Source organism: Mesobaculum littorinae (assembly GCF_004011175.1).
Classification (GTDB): Bacteria; Pseudomonadota; Alphaproteobacteria; order Rhodobacterales; family Rhodobacteraceae; genus Tranquillimonas; species Tranquillimonas littorinae.
The window spans coordinates 46,264-61,403 of the sequence record NZ_RQXX01000007.1 but is presented as its reverse complement, the minus strand read 5'-3'; the positions used below and the strand labels follow the sequence as shown (position 1 = coordinate 61,403).

Genomic DNA, 15,140 nt, shown 5'->3' with positions numbered 1-15,140 from the left:
CGCTCACGCCGCAGCCTCGCGCCGCGCGGCACTGGCGGCCAGCGGGAACACCTTGGCCGGGTTCAACAGCCAGCGCGGATCGAAGACGTCCTTGACCCGCATCTGCATCTCGAGATCCCCGGCCGAGAACTGGGCGGTCATCAGGTCGCGCTTCTCGACCCCCACGCCGTGTTCGCCGGTCAGGCAGCCCCCCACCTCCACGCACAGCCGCAGGATATCGGCGCCCAGCGCCTCGGCGGTCTCGAGCTGGCCTTCGGTATTGGCGTCGAACAGGATCAGCGGGTGCATGTTGCCGTCCCCGGCATGAAAGACGTTGGCCACGCGCAACCCGCGCGCCTGCGCCAGTTCGGACATCCGCCGCAGGGTCAGGGGCAGCTGCGACACCGGGATCGTGCCGTCGAGGCAGATATAGTCGCCCAGCTGGCCCATCGCGCCGAAGGCGGACTTGCGCCCCAGCCAGATCCGCGCGGCCTCGTCGGCATCCGCCGCCTCGCGCGTGGCGACAGGATCATGCGCGGCGGCGACTGCCAGGACGCGCCGCAGCGTCGCGGCGATCTCGTCCTCGGACCCCTCGACCTCGACGATCAGCAGCGCCTCGCAGTCCGGGTACCCCGCGCCCGAGAATGCCTCGCAGGCCTCGATGCAGGGGCGGTCCATGAACTCGATCGCGACCGGCAGAACGCCCGACCGGATGATATCGGCCACGCAGGCGCCCGCCGCCTCGGCACTGGCGAACCCCATCAGGACGGGGCGCGCGCCCTCGGGCTGGGGCAGGATGCGCAGCGTCGCCTCGGTCACCACGCCCAGTTGCCCCTCGGACCCGCAGATCAGCCCCAGAAGGTCCAGCCCCGCGGCATCGAGATGCCCGTCGCCGATCTCCATGACCTCACCCTCCATCGTCACCAGGGTGACGCCCAGAAGGTTGTTGGCGGTGACACCGTATTTCAGACAATGCGCACCGCCCGAGTTCATCGCGATGTTGCCGGCGATGGCACAGGCCAGCTGCGACGAAGGATCGGGCGCGTAGAAGAATCCCGCCTCCTCGACCGCTGCTGTGACCTGCAGATTGGTCCGCCCGGTCTGGACCCGGATCAGCCGGTCGGCGGTGTCGACCTCCAGCACCTCGGTCATCCGCGCCACGCCCAGAACGACGCAATCCGCGGTGGGCAGCGCGCCACCGGCCAGCGACGTGCCAGCTCCGCGCGGCACCACCGGCACGCCCGCCGCATGGCAGATCCGCAGCACCGCGGCAACCTCGCCGGTCGAGCCGGGCAGGACCACGGCCAGCGGCGTACAGGCATAGGCGGTGAGCGCGTCGCACTCGTAGGCCCTGAGCCCGACGGGATCGGAGATCAGCGCGTCCCGCGCCACGACCGCGGCCAGTTCGGCAAGCAGCGCGGGGCGGCGGGCAAGCGCGCCGGCATCGGGGGACGGCATGTCCATCGGGATCCTCCCTGTCGCGGCGTATCGGTGCGTGGCGGGACAGCCCGCCACCGGGCGGCGAGACCCGAGGCTAGAACGCCGCGCCAAGGCTGGCAAGTGGCGTCCCCGCGGCCTAGTCTGTGTGCCATGATGCTTCTGGACCGCTTTCTTCTCCTGACGCCGCTGGATTTCGCGGCCCTTGCCCTGCTGCTCGTCGCTTCGCGCGGCATCGGCTGGTGGATCGAGAACCCGGGCCTTGCCCGCCCCTCGGTTACGGTGCTGATGGCCGACTACCGCCGCGCCTGGCTGCGCGAGTTCGTGACCCGCCAACCGCGGATCTTCGATGCGACGATCCTGTCGACCCTGCGGCAGGGAACGACGTTCTTCGCATCGACCTGCGTCATCGCGATCGGCGGGGTGATGGCGCTGCTTGGCAATTCCGAGGCCCTGGGCGTGATCGCCGAGGATTTCACCGAAGCCAACGTGCCGATGGTGGTGTGGGAGATCAAGCTGCTGCTCGTCGCCCTGTTCCTCACCGACGGGTTCCTGAAATTCGTCTGGTCGAACAGGCTCTTCGGCTATTGCGCGGTGGTCATGGCCGCGGTGCCGAACGACACCGACGACCCCGTCGCCTATGCCCGCGCGGCCCAAGCGGGCGAGATCAACGTGCGCGCGGCCTGGAACTTCAACCGCGGCCTGCGTGCGATGTATTTCTCGCTGGGCTCCGCGGCGTGGCTCCTGGGCCCCTGGGCCCTGATCGCGGCCACCTGCTTTACCTGCTGGATCCTGTGGAGCCGGGAGTTCCGCTCGCGCCCGCGCGAGATCCTGCTGTCCGCCCCCTCGCCCATCGCCGAGGGCCCGCAAGTGGCTCGCAAGTAAAATGAGCGCCTGTCGGCGCACGCCTTCTGGCACCCGGTCTCCGGGCCGGAACCCGGGCGCATATTTCGCCTCCGGCGGGAGTATTTTTCGAAGAGAAGAAAGAAGCCCCGGGGAGAGACTTCTTCTCTTCCGAAATACTCCACGGGGGTGCGGGGGTGTGAAACCCCCGCTGTCGGGCCATCAGCCCGGAAGCTCCACGCCCGCCGCATCGAGCAGGCGGCCGAGCTCGGCAAAGCTGGTCGCGGCGGAGCTCGTTTCGTGCTTGCGCTGGGTGAGGAAGGCATCTGCCGGCCGGTAGAAACGGATGGCGGCGTCGGTTTCGGGATCGCTTCCCGGACGGTAGGCGCCGATGCGGATCAGCTCTTCCATGTCGGCATATTTCGAAAGCGTGCGGCGGGCCGCCTGAAGGATGGTGTATTCTGCCTGGGAATGGCAGTCGGGCAGCATCCGCGACAGGCTGGCCTGCAGGTTCACCGCCGGATAGCGGCCTTGTTCGGCGATGCGGCGGTCGAGCACGACGTGCCCGTCCATGATCCCGCGCACGGTGTCGGCCACCGGTTCGTTCATGTCCCCGCCCTCGACCAGAACGGTGAAGAGGCCGGTGATGTCCCCCGCGCCCTCGGGCCCCGGGCCGGCGCGCTCCAGCAGCTGCGGCAGCTCGGCGAAGACCGTGGGGGGATAGCCCTTCGTGGTCGGCGGCTCGCCCCCGGACAGACCGATTTCGCGCTGCGCCATGGCGAAGCGGGTGACGCTGTCGATCAGCAGCAGCACCTGCAGGCCCGCATCCCGGAAATGCTCGGCCACCGCGGTCGCCGTCCAGGCGGCCTGGCGGCGCATCAGCGGCGGCTCGTCGCCCGTCGCCACCACGAGGACCGACCGCGCCATGCCCTCGGGGCCCAGATCGCCCTCGATGAAATCCTGCACCTCGCGCCCGCGTTCGCCGACGAGACCGATCACGATCACGTCGGCATCGGCATTGCGCGCCAGCATCGCCATCAGCGACGTCTTGCCCACGCCCGAGCCTGCGAAGACGCCCATGCGCTGGCCCCGGCAGAGCGGGGTGAAGACGTCGAAGGCACGCACCCCGGTTTCAAGCCGCGCGCCCACGCGGCGGCGATCGAAGGCGGCGGGCGGCTGCGCGCGCACCGGCCGCGCGGCTGGGCCGTCGTGCAGCGGGCCCTTGCGGTCGAGCGGCCGGCCCAGCGCATCGACCACCCGGCCGATCCAGCCCTGATCGGGGCGCAGCATATCGCCGCCGGGCGCCAGGTCCACACGGTCGCCGACGGCAATGCCGTGCCACGTGCCGAAGGGCAGCACATGCGTGCCGCGCGCGTCGATGCCCACCACCTCGCCCAGCACCCCGTCGCCCCGGGCGCCGTGCACCCGGCAGCGCTGGCCGATGCCCAGCGCCCGTTCGAGCCCCGACACGGTGAGGGTGAGCCCCGTCACCGCCGCAACCTGACCGCTGACCCTGTCGGCACCGAGGTCACGCGCAAAGCTTGATAACTGGGAGAATGCGGTTTGCATGGAAAGTTCCATAGCAAAACAAATTTATCCATGCTATCCATCAAATCAAAAAGAACAACGAGGCAGGTAACAAGTTATGCAGATGGACTCGATGGCCTTTTTCCGCGTCGCGTCGGACCGGATGGAATGGCTGACCACGCGGCAGAAGGTGGTGGCGGAGAACGTCGCCAACGCGGATACGCCCGGCTACGCGGCGCGCGACGTGTCGTCGTTTCAGCAGATGCTGGAGGGGCAGCGCGGCCAGGGCACCACTCTGGCGCGCACCGACCCGATGCACCGCCCGGGCTCGACCGGTGCCGGGCCGGTGCGGGTGATCGAGGATCAGGCCCCCGCCCACAGCCCCGACGGCAACTCGATCTCGCTGGAAGAGCAGACCGTGAAGGCGGCCGAGATCAGCTCGGAATACCGGATGGCGGCGACGCTTTATCGCAAGGGCTACGAGTTGCTCACGCTGTCGGTCACCGGCCGCAGCTGATCGCGCAAGGACGGACACACATGGACTTTCTCAAATCCATCGCCTCGATCGCGGCCAGCGGGATGCGGGCGCAGGGCGAACGGCTCAAGGTCGTGTCGGAGAACGTGGCCAACGCCAATTCGATGAGCACGGAACCCGGGGGCGATCCCTACCGGCGCAAGACGATCTCGTTCGCAGAAGCCGTCGACCGTGCCTCGGGCAGCTCGATGGTCGCGGTGGCCGCGGTGTCGCGCGACATGTCCGAGTTCGAGCTGTCCTACGACCCGGCCCACCCGGCCGCAGACGAGCAGGGCTTCATCAAGATGACCAACGTCAACCCGCTCTTGGAGATGGCCAACATGCGCGAAGCCTCGCGCAGCTACGAGGCCAACATGAACATGTTCGAAGCGGGCCGTGACATGCGCAACCGCATGATCGACCTTCTGAAGTGAGCGTGACGCATGGCTGATCCCCTGATCTCCTCCTCCCTCGCGCGCGGGGCCTACCAGAGTTCGCGCAGCCTGCGCAGCGACCCCGCGGCCGAGATGCCGCAGCCCGAGGCCGACCGGGCGGCCTTCGCGCAGTCGCTGAAGACCGCGACGGCGGATGCGGTGCAGACCATGCACCAGGCCGACACCATCGCGCAGGCCGGGCTGCGGGGCGAAGTCGACACCCAGGCGGTGGTCGAGGCGACGATCGCGCTGGAATCCTCGGTCAAGATGGCCGTCGCCATGCGCGACAAGTTCGTGCAGGCCTATCAGGACGTCCTGAAGATGCCGATCTGACCGGATCGCGCCCCCTGGCGGGGGCTGTCCGGCCGGTAGCGGCGATAGGGTGAGACGATGAGCGAAGGCGACATCTACACGATCCTCAGCGACATGATCTGGACGGTGCTCCTTGCCTCGGGCCCGATCCTGATCCTTGCGCTGGGCGTGGGCCTGGTGATCGCGTTCTTCCAGGCGCTGACCCAGATCCAGGAGATGACGCTGACCTTCGTGCCGAAGATCGCGGCCATCTTCGTGGGGCTGGTCGCGTCCCTGCCCTTTGCCTACGGGACGCTGGAACGGCTGTCGTCTCATGTCTTCGACCTGATCGCGAGCGGCGCGCCGTGAGGGGGCTCGCCGCGCTCGTCCTGGCGCTGGCGCTGGCGCTGCCGCATGCCGCGCGCGCCAACTGGCAAGGGTTCTACGCGGCCCCCGCTGGGGGTGGCACCCCCCGCGCGGCGGCCTCCGGGCAACCGGCCGAGGCGATCTGCGTGCGCGAAATCCTGAAGGCCCAGCTGCGCCACGGCATTCCCGGCAACCTGCTTCTGGGGATCGGGCTGCAGGAGACGGGGACGACCCGGGGCGGCCAGCTGACCGTCTGGCCCTACGCGGTGAATGCCGCCGGAGAGGGCCGCATCTTCGACAGCCGCGCCGATGCGATGGGCTGGGTGAGCCAGCGCCAGGCCGAGGGCGTCGAGTCGATCGACGTGGGCTGCATGCAGATCAACCTGCGCTGGCACCCCGATGCCTTTGCAACGCTCGAGGACGGCTTCGATCCGGCGGTCAACGTCGATTACGCCGCGCGTTTCCTGCGGGGACTTTACGACAAGACCGGCGACTGGGTGCTGGCGGCGGGCTCCTACCATTCGTTCAGCCCCGAAAAGCGCGAAATCTACCTTTCGGCTCTGGCCCGTAACCAGCAGGTGGCGAACGATCGCATCGACGGGTTCCGTATGCTGGCCGGCGCCGGTCGCGGTCCGCAGGACAGTGCTTCGCGCCCAGCCGCGGATCACGGCGCCCGCGACACCGCGGACCGCCGCACGCCCAGCACCACCCCTGCCCGCACCGCTCCTGCCCGCACCGGGCCGATCTGGACCTCGGCCCTGTCGGGCGGGGCCCTGCCGAAGGCCGGCCCGTCGGGCGCCGGCCTGCCCGGCGGCGGGCGGCGCGGCATCTACTCGGGAGCCGAGCTTGAGCCGGTGCTGCCCCTCTTTACCCGTGTCCCCGCGGGGTCCGGCGGATGAGCCTGCAAACCGGCACACCGGGCCGGCTGTCGCGCGACAGCATGACGGCCATGGGCCTCGGCAACCGCGACGTGGCCTTCGCCATCGGCGTCACGCTGGTGCTGGCGATGCTGTTCCTGCCGCTGCCGCCGGTGCTGCTGGATTTCGGGCTGGCGATTTCGCTGTCGCTCAGCGTGCTGATCCTGATGGTGTCGCTCTGGATCGCGAAGCCCCTGCACTTCAACTCATTCCCCACGCTGCTGCTGGTCGTCACCATGCTGCGGCTGTCGCTGAACGTGGCCTCGACCCGGCTGATCCTGTCGCAGGGGCATACCGGCACCGGGGCCGCGGGCGGCGTGATCGAAGGCTTTTCCCAGTTCATCGTCGCCGGCAACTTCGTCATCGGCATGGTGATCTTCGCGATCCTCGTCGTCATCAACTTCATCGTCATCACCAAGGGCTCGACCCGCATTGCCGAGGTGTCGGCGCGGTTCTCGCTGGACGCGATGCCGGGCAAGCAGATGGCGGTCGATGCCGACCTCGGCGCGGGCCTCATCGACGAGGAGGAGGCGCGCCGCCGCCGCAAGGAGCTCGAGGACGAAAGCGGGTTCTTCGGCGCGATGGACGGCGCCTCGAAATTCGTGCGCGGCGACGCGGTGGCGGGCATCATCATCACGCTGATCAATGTCGTGGGCGGCATCCTGATCGGGGTCGTGCAGCGCGGCATGGGCGTGGGCGAGGCAGCGAGCGTCTTCACCACGCTCACCATCGGCGACGGGCTGGTCAGCCAGATCCCCGCGCTGATCGTGTCGCTGGCCGCGGGCCTGATCGTCACCAAGGGCGGCACCGAGGGCGCGGCCAACGAAGCGGTGCTGAGCCAGCTGGGCAAGTTTCCCAAGGCGCTCTGGATGGCGGCCGCGCTGCTTCTGGGCATCGGCCTGCTGCCCGGTTTCCCTCTGATGATCTTCCTGACCCTCGCCGCGATGATGGCGGGGCTGGGGCTCGTGATGAAGCGCAGCGCGGACGCGGCCGAGGCCGCCGAGAGGCGCCGCGCCGCGCAGGCCGAAGCCGGCCCCACCGCGGCCGAGGAGACGGTGCAGGACAAGCTGAAGCTCGACGACCTGCGGCTTGACATGGGCGACGCGCTGGTGCCGCTCATCACCAGCCGCGAGGCGGCGCTGCCGGGCAAGATCAAAAGCCTGCGCAACCTCTTTGCCACGGACTACGGCTTTGTCCTGCCCTCGGTGCGGATCAAGGACGACCTGACCCTGCCCGGCAACACCTACACGCTGGTCGTGCACGGGGTCGAGGCCGCGCGCGGCGAGATCAGGCCCACCGGCATGATGGTCATCAACCCCGCCGATGCCCCGCTCGACCTGCCGGGCGAGCGCACGAAGGAGCCGACCTTCGGGCTGGATGCGCTTTGGGTCGACACCCAGACCGCCGCCGAGGCCGAGCGCCGCGGCTATACCGTGGTCGACCCCGAAAGCGTGATCACCACCCACCTCACCGAGGTCATCAAGGAGCACATGCCCGAGCTCCTGACCTACGGCGCGACACGCGACCTGATGGACGGGCTCGACAAGAACTACCAGAAGCTGATTACCGACCTGTCGGCCGCCTCGCCCGCGATCCTGTTGCAGCAGGTGCTGCAGACCCTGCTGGCCGAGCGTGTGTCGATCCGCAACCTGCCCCTGATCGTCGAGGCCATCGCCGAGATCGGGCGGGCGACCACGAATGTCGCGCGGGTCACCGAACACGTGCGCAAGCGGCTGGCGACGCAGATCTGCCAGACCCTGACCGATGGCGGCGGCTTCGTCCCGGTCATCACGCTCAGCCCCGCGTGGGAGGCCGAGTTCACCGACGCGGTGCGGGTGAACGGCGACGACCGCAATTTCCTGATGTCGCCCAAGCGGGTGCAGGAATTCGTGCTGCAGGCCCGGCAGGAGATCCAGAAATTCGCCGCCCGCGACGAATGGCCGGCGCTGATGGTGGCGCCCGAGGTCCGCGCCTATGTCCGGTCGATGCTGGAGCGCGTCAGCCCGATGACGCAGGTGATCGCGCATACCGAAATCCACCGCAAGGCGGCGCTGCGCACGGTCGCGACGGTCGGAAGCTGATGCTGGGCGGGCTGCTGACCGCCGAGGTTCTGGGCTATACCCTTGTCTTCGCGCGGCTGGGCTCGGCGATGATCTTCCTGCCGGCCTTTGGCGAAACCGGCGTGCCGATGCGCCACCGGCTGTTCCTCGCCCTGCTCGTCAGCCTCGCCCTTTACCCCGCGACGGGGGTGGGGCCGGTCGACCTCGAACAGCCTTTGGCCCTGCTGGTCCTTCTGGGGATCGAGATCACCATCGGCCTCTGGATCGGCCTGACGGCCCGCATCCTGATGAGCGCACTGCAATTCGCGGGCTACCAGGTCGGGCTTGTCTCCGGCCTCGCCAATGCCTTCGCGCCCTCGATGGGGGCGTTCGAGGGCGCGACGCTGATCGCCACCGCGATGATGCTGGCCGCGACCGCGCTGATCTTTGCCACCGACCTGCATCACGTCATCATCCGCGCGCTGCTGATGTCCTACGAGGTCTTTCCCCCGGGCGGCCTCATGCCCGGCGACATGGCCCGTCAGACGGTCGCCGCGGCAAGCGCGAGCTTCTACATCGGGCTGTCGCTGGCGGCGCCCTTCTACCTCATGGGCCTCGTGCTGAACGTGGGCATGGGGCTGGCCAACCGGATGATGCCAACCCTGCCCGTCTTCTTCGTGGCGCAGCCGGTGCTGATCGCGGCGGGGTTCGCGGTGCTGTTGCTGGCCGCGCCGTCGATGCTGACCGGGTTCCTGGACCGCTTCGCCGACTGGCTGGGCCGGCTGGTGCTCTGACATGGCCGACGAGGACAAGAGCAACAAGACAGAGGAACCGACCGAGCAGCGCCTGCGCAAGGCGCGGCAGAAGGGCGACGTGCCCTCCTCGCGCGAGGTCGGCACGATGATGACGGTGTTCTCGCTCTTCGTGCTGACGGTCTTCGTGATCCCCTCGATTATCCCGGACCTATCGCGCGCCCTGTCCGGGCCCTTCGTGTCGGCCGGGCAAATCGAGATCGGCGCCGGGGCCGCGGGGCTGGCCGACGCGGGCCAGGTCATGGGCGGGCTCGGACGCAGCGTGGCGGTCGCGGTTGCGCCGCTTTTTCTGATCATGGTGATCGCCGCGCTTTTCGGCGTGCTGATCCAGGGCGAAACCGTTGTCGCCACCGAACGGATCCGGCCGAAATTCTCGAAGCTCAACCCGGCCAGCGGGCTGAAACGCCTGTTCTCGGCCGATGCGCTGGTCGAGTTCGCCAAGAGCGTGGGAAAGGTTCTGGTGATCGGCGCGATCACCGGGATCGTGGCGCAGCGCTACCTGGGCGGGGTCGTCACGGGCGAAGGCATGCTGCCTGAAAGCCTGCCGGACTATGCCCGCCGGGCGATCGCCGTGATCCTGATCGCGGCGACGATCTTCCTTGTTCCCATCGCGATCTTCGACATCATCTGGAAGCGGTCGCAATGGATCAAGAAACAGCGGATGACGCTGCAGGAGGTCCGCGACGAGCACAAGGAAAGCGAGGGCAACCCGCAGGTCCGCGCCCGCCGCGCCGACATCCGCCGCCGCATGGCCCGCCAGCGCATCGCCCAGGCGGTGCCCACGGCCAGCGTGATCCTGACCAACCCCACCCATTTCGCCGTGGCCCTGCGCTATACCCCCGGTGCCGATACCGCGCCCGTTTGCGTGGCCAAGGGCGCCGACCTGATGGCCCGGCAGATCCGCGAGATCGCGCGCGACAACGAGGTGCCGATCGTCGAGAACAAGCCCCTGGCACGGGCGCTGCACGACACGGTCGAGGTCGACGACCAGGTGCCGATGCAATACTGGCAGGCGGTGGCCGAGATCATCGGCTATGTCATGGATCTGCAACGCGATATCCGTAGATCCCCGCCCAAGGGTTCCGAGCTGAGGCTCGACGACGACTGACCCCCCGAACGGTGTCGACGTGCCCCGATGGCCTGCGCGCCACGCGGCGGCCGATCGGTCATCCCCCGCGCGCAAGCCGCGGGCGGCGCCTGTGTCGGCGCGGTCGGGGACTTTCGACTTGCAGTACGGCGTTTTGCAATATAATGCGTCTTTGTGCAATAATATGCGGCTTTATGCAATGGACCTGAACAACCCCGATGTGCGGCAGGATCTGATCCGGTCCCGGCTGGCCCAGACCGGTCGCCTTGTCGCGGCCGAGCTTGCGGCCGAGTTCGACATCTCTCTCGACACCGTCCGCCGCGACCTGATCCGGCTTGAGGAGGACGGCGCAGCCCGTCGCGTCCGCGGCGGCGCGGTGCCGGCAGCCGTCCCCGCCGCGCCGCTGGCCGAGCGCGTGGGCAGCGCCGCCGCCGACCGCATCGCCGAGGCCGCCCTGCCCCTGATCGCCGGCGCCTCGACCCTGGCGCTGGATGGGGGGACGACCGTCCTTGCGCTGGCCCGGCGGCTACCGCCGCACCCGGGGCGACTGGTCGTCACGCCTTCGCCGCACGTCGCCGTTGCCTGCCAGTCCCGCGGGGTCGAGGTGATGCTGCTTGGCGGCCATCTCAGCCTGCGCGGCGGCATTGCCGTGGGCGAGCCCTGCGAGGCCGCGCTGCAGGCGCTGGCGGTCGAGGTCACGGTGCTGGGGGCCTGCGGTCTCGACCCCGATTTCGGCCTGTCGAGCGACGATCTGCTCGAAAGCCGGGTCAAGCAGGCGCTGTGTTTCTCGGCGCAGCGCACGCTGGTGCTGGCCGATGCTACCAAGCTGGGCCGCCGCGCCCGGCACCGCACCCTGCCGCTGCGGGCCCTTGCCGGGCTCGTCACCGATGCGACGGCCGAAGCCGCCGCGCCGCTTTCCTCCTCCGGACTGGACATCACCCATGCCTGACCTGCGATCCCCGCGCTTTGCCGTCTCGGCGATGTTCCTGCTTAACGGGGGGCTTTTCGGCATCTGGGCGTCGCGCATTCCCGCGATCGTCGACCGGCTGGAGCTGTCCGAGGACAGGCTGGGCCTCTTGCTGCTGTGCCTCGCGGGCGGTGCGATCCTCGCCTTCCCCTTTGCCGGGCAGGCCAGCGACCGGCTGGGCGCCGCCGCCACCTCGCGCATTGCGGCGGTGGCCTACCCGGTGCTTCTGGCCTGCGTCTGCGCGGCGCCCAGCTTTCCCCTTGCGGCGCTGGGGCTCTTGCTGTTCGGCGCGGCGCATGGCGGGCTCGACGTGGCGATGAACGCGTGGGGGGCCGAGGTCGAGCGGCAGGTGAAGCGCCACCTGATGCCCGTCTTCCACGCGATGTACAGCCTGGGCGCGGGCCTGGGGGCTGCATCGGGCTATGCCGCGGTGAACGCGGGGCTGGGGCCGCTGCCGCATGCGGTGATCCTGGGCACCCTGCTTGCGGCGGTGGCGCTGGCGATGGCCTCGCGCCCATGGGAGTCGGCGCGCACCGCGCCGGCGCCGGGTGGGGTGCTGTTCACCCTGCCCCGCGGGGCGCTGGCTCTGGTGGGCCTCGTCGCCGCCGCGGGGTCTGTGGGCGAAGGCGCGATGGCCGACTGGTCGGCGGTCTTCATCGACCGGGTGCTCGGCGCCAGCCGGGCCGAGGCCGCGCTGGGATACGCCGTGTTCTCGGTCGCGATGGTCGCGACGCGGCTGTCGGGCGCGGTGATGATCGCCCGGCTGGGCGCCGCCGGGGCGACGCGCGCCTCGGGCCTGGCCGCGGCGGGGGGCGTGGCGCTGGTGATCGCCAGCCCGGCCTTCGGTCCCGCCGGGCTGGGCGTGGCGTTGTCCGGGTTCCTGCTGGCGGGGGTGGGCTATGCCGTGGTGATGCCGCTGGCGTTTTCGCGCGCGGCCGCCGAGCCCGGCACCGGGGCGGGCCGCGCCATCGCGGGCGTCGCGACGCTGGGCTATGGCGGCATGCTGCTGGGCCCGCCGGTGATCGGCTTTGCCGCCGACATGACCTCGCTGCGGGCGGCCTTCGGCATCCTCGTGGCCCTGGCCTGCGTCATCGTCGCGATGAGCCGGGCGATGGCCCCCGCCGAGGGCTGAGGCCCGCGCGCCGGGTCGGGCGCCGTGATGGGCGCCTTGACGGGCGGGCCTGTCAGATTGAAGGGGCTCCCCCGTGGGCGGGCTTCGGCGAGACGGCAGGTGGCGGGGAGGGGCCGGACCGCAGGACGAGAGGCGCGCGGTTATTGCAGCCGCACGCCTTCGAGCTTCTGGTCACCGGGCAGTTTAGAGCGTTCGAGGATGATCTTCGAGATCGCGCGCACCCGCACCGGGTTCATCGCGGCCAGGATATCCGCCGCGTCGCGTTCGGCCATGGTGCCGAAGATCATCACGGTCGCCTCGATGTCGAGCTCGTTCATGATGCCGGCCGCCTCCTTGGGCTTCATCGCGCGGTAAAGCTGCACCAGCCGGTCGAGATCGGCGGTATGCGCGGCCTCGACCCGCGCCAAGAGGCCCTCGAGCTCGCCCTTCAGCGCGTCGAGCCGGGCGGTTTCGGTCGCCACGCTTTCGGCCGTCAGGTCAAGCTCGGTCTGCCGGCTGGTGATCCGCTCTTTCTGCTCGTCCAGCAGCACGCGCTCTGCCTCGATCGCGGCCAGCATCTCCTCCGGCGTCTCGCACTGGGCGGGCGCGGCTGTGGGGATCGGCTGCGCGGCGGCAGCGACAGGGTCGGGCGCCGGATCCGGGGCCGAGGCGACGGCGGCCTGCACGAAGCTGAGCGCCTGGGCGCCGCCGGTCACGTCGCCCCATTCGGCGACCGCGACCGCCCCCTTGGCGACACCGGCCAGCGCCAGCGCGCCGATGACCAGGCGCAGGCGGCTCATGTCTGGCCGCCGCGGGTGGCTTCGAAGAAGCTGCGCACCAGATCGGCCTTGCCGTTCACGCGGGTGACGCCGGGCGGCACGATGCGCCGCTCGGCCCTGTCGGCGGCAGGCGCGGGACTTGCGGGGGCCGCGCCCGCGCGGGCCTGGCGTTCGGCCATCTCCCGCGCGACCGAGCGGAGGTGATCGACCGAGCTTTCGGACTTATCCACCGCGGCCGAGAACTCGCCGACCATCGGCTGCAGGTCGCGCAGCGTCTGCATCAGCACCCGCACCCGCCGGTCGACCAGCCACGCATAGGCCAGCGTGCCCGCGAGGAGGGCGAGGATCAGTCCGTCAATCAGCATGTTCATCATCATGTCCCTCGTTCAGTTGGGCCAGTTCCTCGGTGATCTTGAGCGCGATGGCGCCGTTGCGGCGGCGCCCCATCTCGCCGCGGAACATCACCATTCCGTTGCAGCTGACCGTCGCCGCCTGGTCGGCCAGAATGCCGAGGTCGAGCGTCTGGCCCGGCGCCCAGTCCAGCACCTGCGTCAGCGGCACGTGCACCTCGTGCAGCACCGCGGCCAGCGTGACCTCGGTTTCCTGCAGCTTGTCGGTCAGCAGGGCGCGCCAGCTGGAATCACCGCCAAGCTGGCCGCCCAGAAAGCTTTGCGTGAAGAGGGGGCGCACGGATTCGAAGGCGTTGTAGGGCAGGACAAAGGACATCCGCCCGCCGCGATCCTCAAGCCGCACGTTCAGCGTGACGCGCACGCAGGGGGTCGACGGCGCGGCCAGCATCGTCGACTGCGGCAGGCTTTCCAGCCGGTCGATGCGGAAATCGACCTTGTTCAGCTGGGCAAAGCTTTCGGACAGCGCGGAAAGCGCGGTTTCGCACAGCCGGGTGCCGATCCGTTTCTCGATCGCGGTAAAGCTGCGCGGCGTCCATTCGCGCGCCCGGGCGGACCGGCCGCCCAGCAGGATTTCGAGGACCGAGAACAGCAGCTCGGGTTCGACGGCCAGAAGCACCGGCCCGTCCCAGCTGTCCGTCTCGGTCACGGCGAGGAAGCTGGGCGAGGCCAGACCCTCCAGCGCCTCACCGCAGGAGAGATAGGCGAAATCGTCCAGAGTCACCTCGGTCGCGGCGGCGCACAGGCTCTTGATCGCGGGGGCAAGCGTCAGCAGGTAGCGTTCGAACACCACCTCCATCATCGGCAGGCGCTCGTAGCTGAGCTTCGACAGCCGGATGATGTGCTCTTCGACGCTTTCGCCTTCGGCGTTCAGGGTGGTTTGCACGCTCATCCCCGCCTCACTGGATTATCAGGTCCGAGATCAGGATCTCGGACGGCGCCTCGCTGCCCGAGATCGCCCGGGCGCGGCGCAGAAGTTCGGATTTCAGATCGTAGAGCCCGGCCGAGCCCTGCAGGTCGCGCACGGTGAGCTGGCGCAGGTAGTCCTGGAACGCGTCACGCATATAGACCTGCCGCGCCGCCACATGACCGGCGCCGTCGACCGTTTCGTCGTAGACGAGGACGGCGTCGAGCTTCAGGAACCGGCTTGTGCGGCGGCCGGTGGCGGTGACGTCCGTGACGTTCACGATGATCTCGTCGAACGGCATCAGCGTCAGCGGCGCGGGTCCTGCGGCGGCACCATGGCCGTCGGTGTGACCTGCGGCATGGCTATCCCCAGGGGCGGCGTCTGCGTCCGTGGCCTGCCCTGCGGCCGCTTCGGCGGCGGGATTGCCGCCGCCCAGACCCAGCAGTCCCAGCGCGGCCTGCGGCCCGAGTGCCGCGGCCAGACCACCCGCCAGCGCGGCGAGGCTGAGCAGCACGACCAGTGCCAGCATCCCCGCACGACGCAGCCCGCCACCCCCCGCAGGGGCCGCCGTGGGGCCGGATGTCATGTCCTCGGAGGCGACGCTCATGGCTGCTCAAGAATTGTCATGGATCGATGCTGGCAATATCGCAACGTTGATTTTTCGTGGCAAGTACTAACCAAACTATTCTTGCCTTTCCATGAAGTGTGTCCCTAGGTTCATAC

The 15,140-nt window shown here is 69.4% G+C and carries 17 protein-coding genes; 11 read left to right on the top strand and 6 right to left on the bottom strand.

The genetic code is table 11. From position 1 onward, the window contains the following. Nucleotides 1-3: 3 nt before the first annotated feature. Nucleotides 4-1,443, bottom strand: coding sequence for an FAD-linked oxidase C-terminal domain-containing protein (locus EKE94_RS16250; RefSeq protein WP_127907687.1), 1,440 nt, complete (start codon nucleotides 1,441-1,443; stop codon nucleotides 4-6). Between the two features lie 126 nt (nucleotides 1,444-1,569). On the opposite strand from EKE94_RS16250, the gene EKE94_RS16245 reads away from it, so the two are divergent. Then, on the top strand, nucleotides 1,570-2,301 hold the full coding sequence (locus EKE94_RS16245) for a DUF599 domain-containing protein (RefSeq protein WP_127907686.1): 732 nt from the start codon (nucleotides 1,570-1,572) through the stop codon (nucleotides 2,299-2,301). Nucleotides 2,302-2,481: 180 nt separating this feature from the next. Here EKE94_RS16245 and fliI read toward each other — a convergent pair whose 3' ends face one another. Next, nucleotides 2,482-3,828, bottom strand: a complete 1,347-nt coding sequence (fliI, locus tag EKE94_RS16240; protein ID WP_127907685.1) for a flagellar protein export ATPase FliI — start codon at nucleotides 3,826-3,828, stop codon at nucleotides 2,482-2,484. A 76-nt stretch (nucleotides 3,829-3,904) separates the two neighbouring features. On the opposite strand from fliI, the gene flgB reads away from it, so the two are divergent. From flgB to EKE94_RS16190, 10 genes are all read left to right on the top strand, one after another. Next, nucleotides 3,905-4,303, top strand: a complete 399-nt coding sequence (gene flgB, locus EKE94_RS16235; RefSeq protein WP_127907684.1) for a flagellar basal body rod protein FlgB — start codon at nucleotides 3,905-3,907, stop codon at nucleotides 4,301-4,303. Nucleotides 4,304-4,323: 20 nt separating this feature from the next. After that, a complete protein-coding gene (gene flgC / locus EKE94_RS16230; protein WP_127907683.1) occupies nucleotides 4,324-4,734 on the top strand; it encodes a flagellar basal body rod protein FlgC in 411 nt (136 codons plus the stop codon). 9 nt (nucleotides 4,735-4,743) lie between these two features. Continuing rightward, nucleotides 4,744-5,067 carry a flagellar hook-basal body complex protein FliE gene (locus EKE94_RS16225; RefSeq protein WP_127907682.1) on the top strand — a complete coding sequence of 108 codons (324 nt, stop codon included), beginning with the start codon at nucleotides 4,744-4,746 and terminating at the stop codon, nucleotides 5,065-5,067. Nucleotides 5,068-5,124: 57 nt separating this feature from the next. Then, nucleotides 5,125-5,394, top strand: coding sequence for a flagellar biosynthetic protein FliQ (locus EKE94_RS16220; protein WP_127907681.1), 270 nt, complete (start codon nucleotides 5,125-5,127; stop codon nucleotides 5,392-5,394). Beyond that, nucleotides 5,391-6,290 (top strand): lytic transglycosylase domain-containing protein, encoded by a 900-nt coding sequence (locus tag EKE94_RS16215; protein ID WP_127907680.1) that lies wholly within the window; start codon nucleotides 5,391-5,393, stop codon nucleotides 6,288-6,290. Before EKE94_RS16220 ends, EKE94_RS16215 begins: the two co-directional genes overlap by 4 nt. Beyond that, entirely contained in the window at nucleotides 6,287-8,389 is a 2,103-nt protein-coding gene (gene flhA, locus EKE94_RS16210) for a flagellar biosynthesis protein FlhA (protein ID WP_407940927.1), read from the top strand. Before EKE94_RS16215 ends, flhA begins: the two co-directional genes overlap by 4 nt. Next, on the top strand, nucleotides 8,389-9,141 hold the full coding sequence (locus tag EKE94_RS16205; protein WP_127907679.1) for a flagellar biosynthetic protein FliR: 753 nt from the start codon (nucleotides 8,389-8,391) through the stop codon (nucleotides 9,139-9,141). The genes flhA and EKE94_RS16205 overlap by 1 nt, the downstream gene beginning before the upstream one ends. Nucleotide 9,142: 1 nt before the next feature. Next, on the top strand, nucleotides 9,143-10,267 hold the full coding sequence (flhB, locus tag EKE94_RS16200; protein ID WP_127907678.1) for a flagellar biosynthesis protein FlhB: 1,125 nt from the start codon (nucleotides 9,143-9,145) through the stop codon (nucleotides 10,265-10,267). Between the two features lie 163 nt (nucleotides 10,268-10,430). Then, nucleotides 10,431-11,195 carry a DeoR/GlpR family DNA-binding transcription regulator gene (locus EKE94_RS16195; protein WP_127907677.1) on the top strand — a complete coding sequence of 255 codons (765 nt, stop codon included), beginning with the start codon at nucleotides 10,431-10,433 and terminating at the stop codon, nucleotides 11,193-11,195. Beyond that, nucleotides 11,188-12,345, top strand: coding sequence for an MFS transporter (locus tag EKE94_RS16190; protein WP_127907676.1), 1,158 nt, complete (start codon nucleotides 11,188-11,190; stop codon nucleotides 12,343-12,345). Before EKE94_RS16195 ends, EKE94_RS16190 begins: the two co-directional genes overlap by 8 nt. Before the next feature lie 140 nt (nucleotides 12,346-12,485). Here the strand turns inward: EKE94_RS16190 and EKE94_RS16185 are convergent, their stop codons facing one another. From EKE94_RS16185 to EKE94_RS16170, 4 genes are read right to left on the bottom strand one after another with little or no spacing between them, the layout of a single operon-like run. Next, a complete protein-coding gene (locus EKE94_RS16185; protein ID WP_127907675.1) occupies nucleotides 12,486-13,124 on the bottom strand; it encodes a MotE family protein in 639 nt (212 codons plus the stop codon). Then, nucleotides 13,121-13,468 (bottom strand): NUDIX hydrolase, encoded by a 348-nt coding sequence (locus tag EKE94_RS16180; protein ID WP_235856067.1) that lies wholly within the window; start codon nucleotides 13,466-13,468, stop codon nucleotides 13,121-13,123. Before EKE94_RS16180 ends, EKE94_RS16185 begins: the two co-directional genes overlap by 4 nt. After that, nucleotides 13,458-14,402 carry a FliM/FliN family flagellar motor switch protein gene (locus EKE94_RS16175; protein ID WP_127907673.1) on the bottom strand — a complete coding sequence of 315 codons (945 nt, stop codon included), beginning with the start codon at nucleotides 14,400-14,402 and terminating at the stop codon, nucleotides 13,458-13,460. The genes EKE94_RS16180 and EKE94_RS16175 overlap by 11 nt, the downstream gene beginning before the upstream one ends. A 7-nt stretch (nucleotides 14,403-14,409) precedes the next feature. Then, a complete protein-coding gene (locus EKE94_RS16170) occupies nucleotides 14,410-15,024 on the bottom strand; it encodes a flagellar basal body-associated FliL family protein (RefSeq protein WP_235856066.1) in 615 nt (204 codons plus the stop codon). Between the last annotated feature and the right edge of the window lie 116 nt (nucleotides 15,025-15,140).

Excerpts from the sequence above, each read along its gene's own strand:
- EKE94_RS16250 (WP_127907687.1), bottom strand. The coding sequence starts at position 1,443 with ATGGACATGCCGTCCCCCGATGCCGGCGCGCTTGCCCGCCGCCCCGCG.
- EKE94_RS16245 (WP_127907686.1), top strand. The coding sequence starts at position 1,570 with ATGATGCTTCTGGACCGCTTTCTTCTCCTGACGCCGCTGGATTTCGCG.
- fliI (WP_127907685.1), bottom strand. The coding sequence starts at position 3,828 with ATGCAAACCGCATTCTCCCAGTTATCAAGCTTTGCGCGTGACCTCGGT.
- flgB (WP_127907684.1), top strand. The coding sequence starts at position 3,905 with ATGCAGATGGACTCGATGGCCTTTTTCCGCGTCGCGTCGGACCGGATG.
- flgC (WP_127907683.1), top strand. The coding sequence starts at position 4,324 with ATGGACTTTCTCAAATCCATCGCCTCGATCGCGGCCAGCGGGATGCGG.
- EKE94_RS16225 (WP_127907682.1), top strand. The coding sequence starts at position 4,744 with ATGGCTGATCCCCTGATCTCCTCCTCCCTCGCGCGCGGGGCCTACCAG.
- EKE94_RS16220 (WP_127907681.1), top strand. The coding sequence starts at position 5,125 with ATGAGCGAAGGCGACATCTACACGATCCTCAGCGACATGATCTGGACG.
- flhA (WP_407940927.1), top strand. The coding sequence starts at position 6,287 with ATGAGCCTGCAAACCGGCACACCGGGCCGGCTGTCGCGCGACAGCATG.
- EKE94_RS16205 (WP_127907679.1), top strand. The coding sequence starts at position 8,389 with ATGCTGGGCGGGCTGCTGACCGCCGAGGTTCTGGGCTATACCCTTGTC.
- flhB (WP_127907678.1), top strand. The coding sequence starts at position 9,143 with ATGGCCGACGAGGACAAGAGCAACAAGACAGAGGAACCGACCGAGCAG.
- EKE94_RS16195 (WP_127907677.1), top strand. The coding sequence starts at position 10,431 with ATGCGGCTTTATGCAATGGACCTGAACAACCCCGATGTGCGGCAGGAT.
- EKE94_RS16190 (WP_127907676.1), top strand. The coding sequence starts at position 11,188 with ATGCCTGACCTGCGATCCCCGCGCTTTGCCGTCTCGGCGATGTTCCTG.
- EKE94_RS16185 (WP_127907675.1), bottom strand. The coding sequence starts at position 13,124 with ATGAGCCGCCTGCGCCTGGTCATCGGCGCGCTGGCGCTGGCCGGTGTC.
- EKE94_RS16180 (WP_235856067.1), bottom strand. The coding sequence starts at position 13,468 with ATGCTGATTGACGGACTGATCCTCGCCCTCCTCGCGGGCACGCTGGCC.
- EKE94_RS16175 (WP_127907673.1), bottom strand. The coding sequence starts at position 14,402 with ATGAGCGTGCAAACCACCCTGAACGCCGAAGGCGAAAGCGTCGAAGAG.
- EKE94_RS16170 (WP_235856066.1), bottom strand. The coding sequence starts at position 15,024 with ATGAGCGTCGCCTCCGAGGACATGACATCCGGCCCCACGGCGGCCCCT.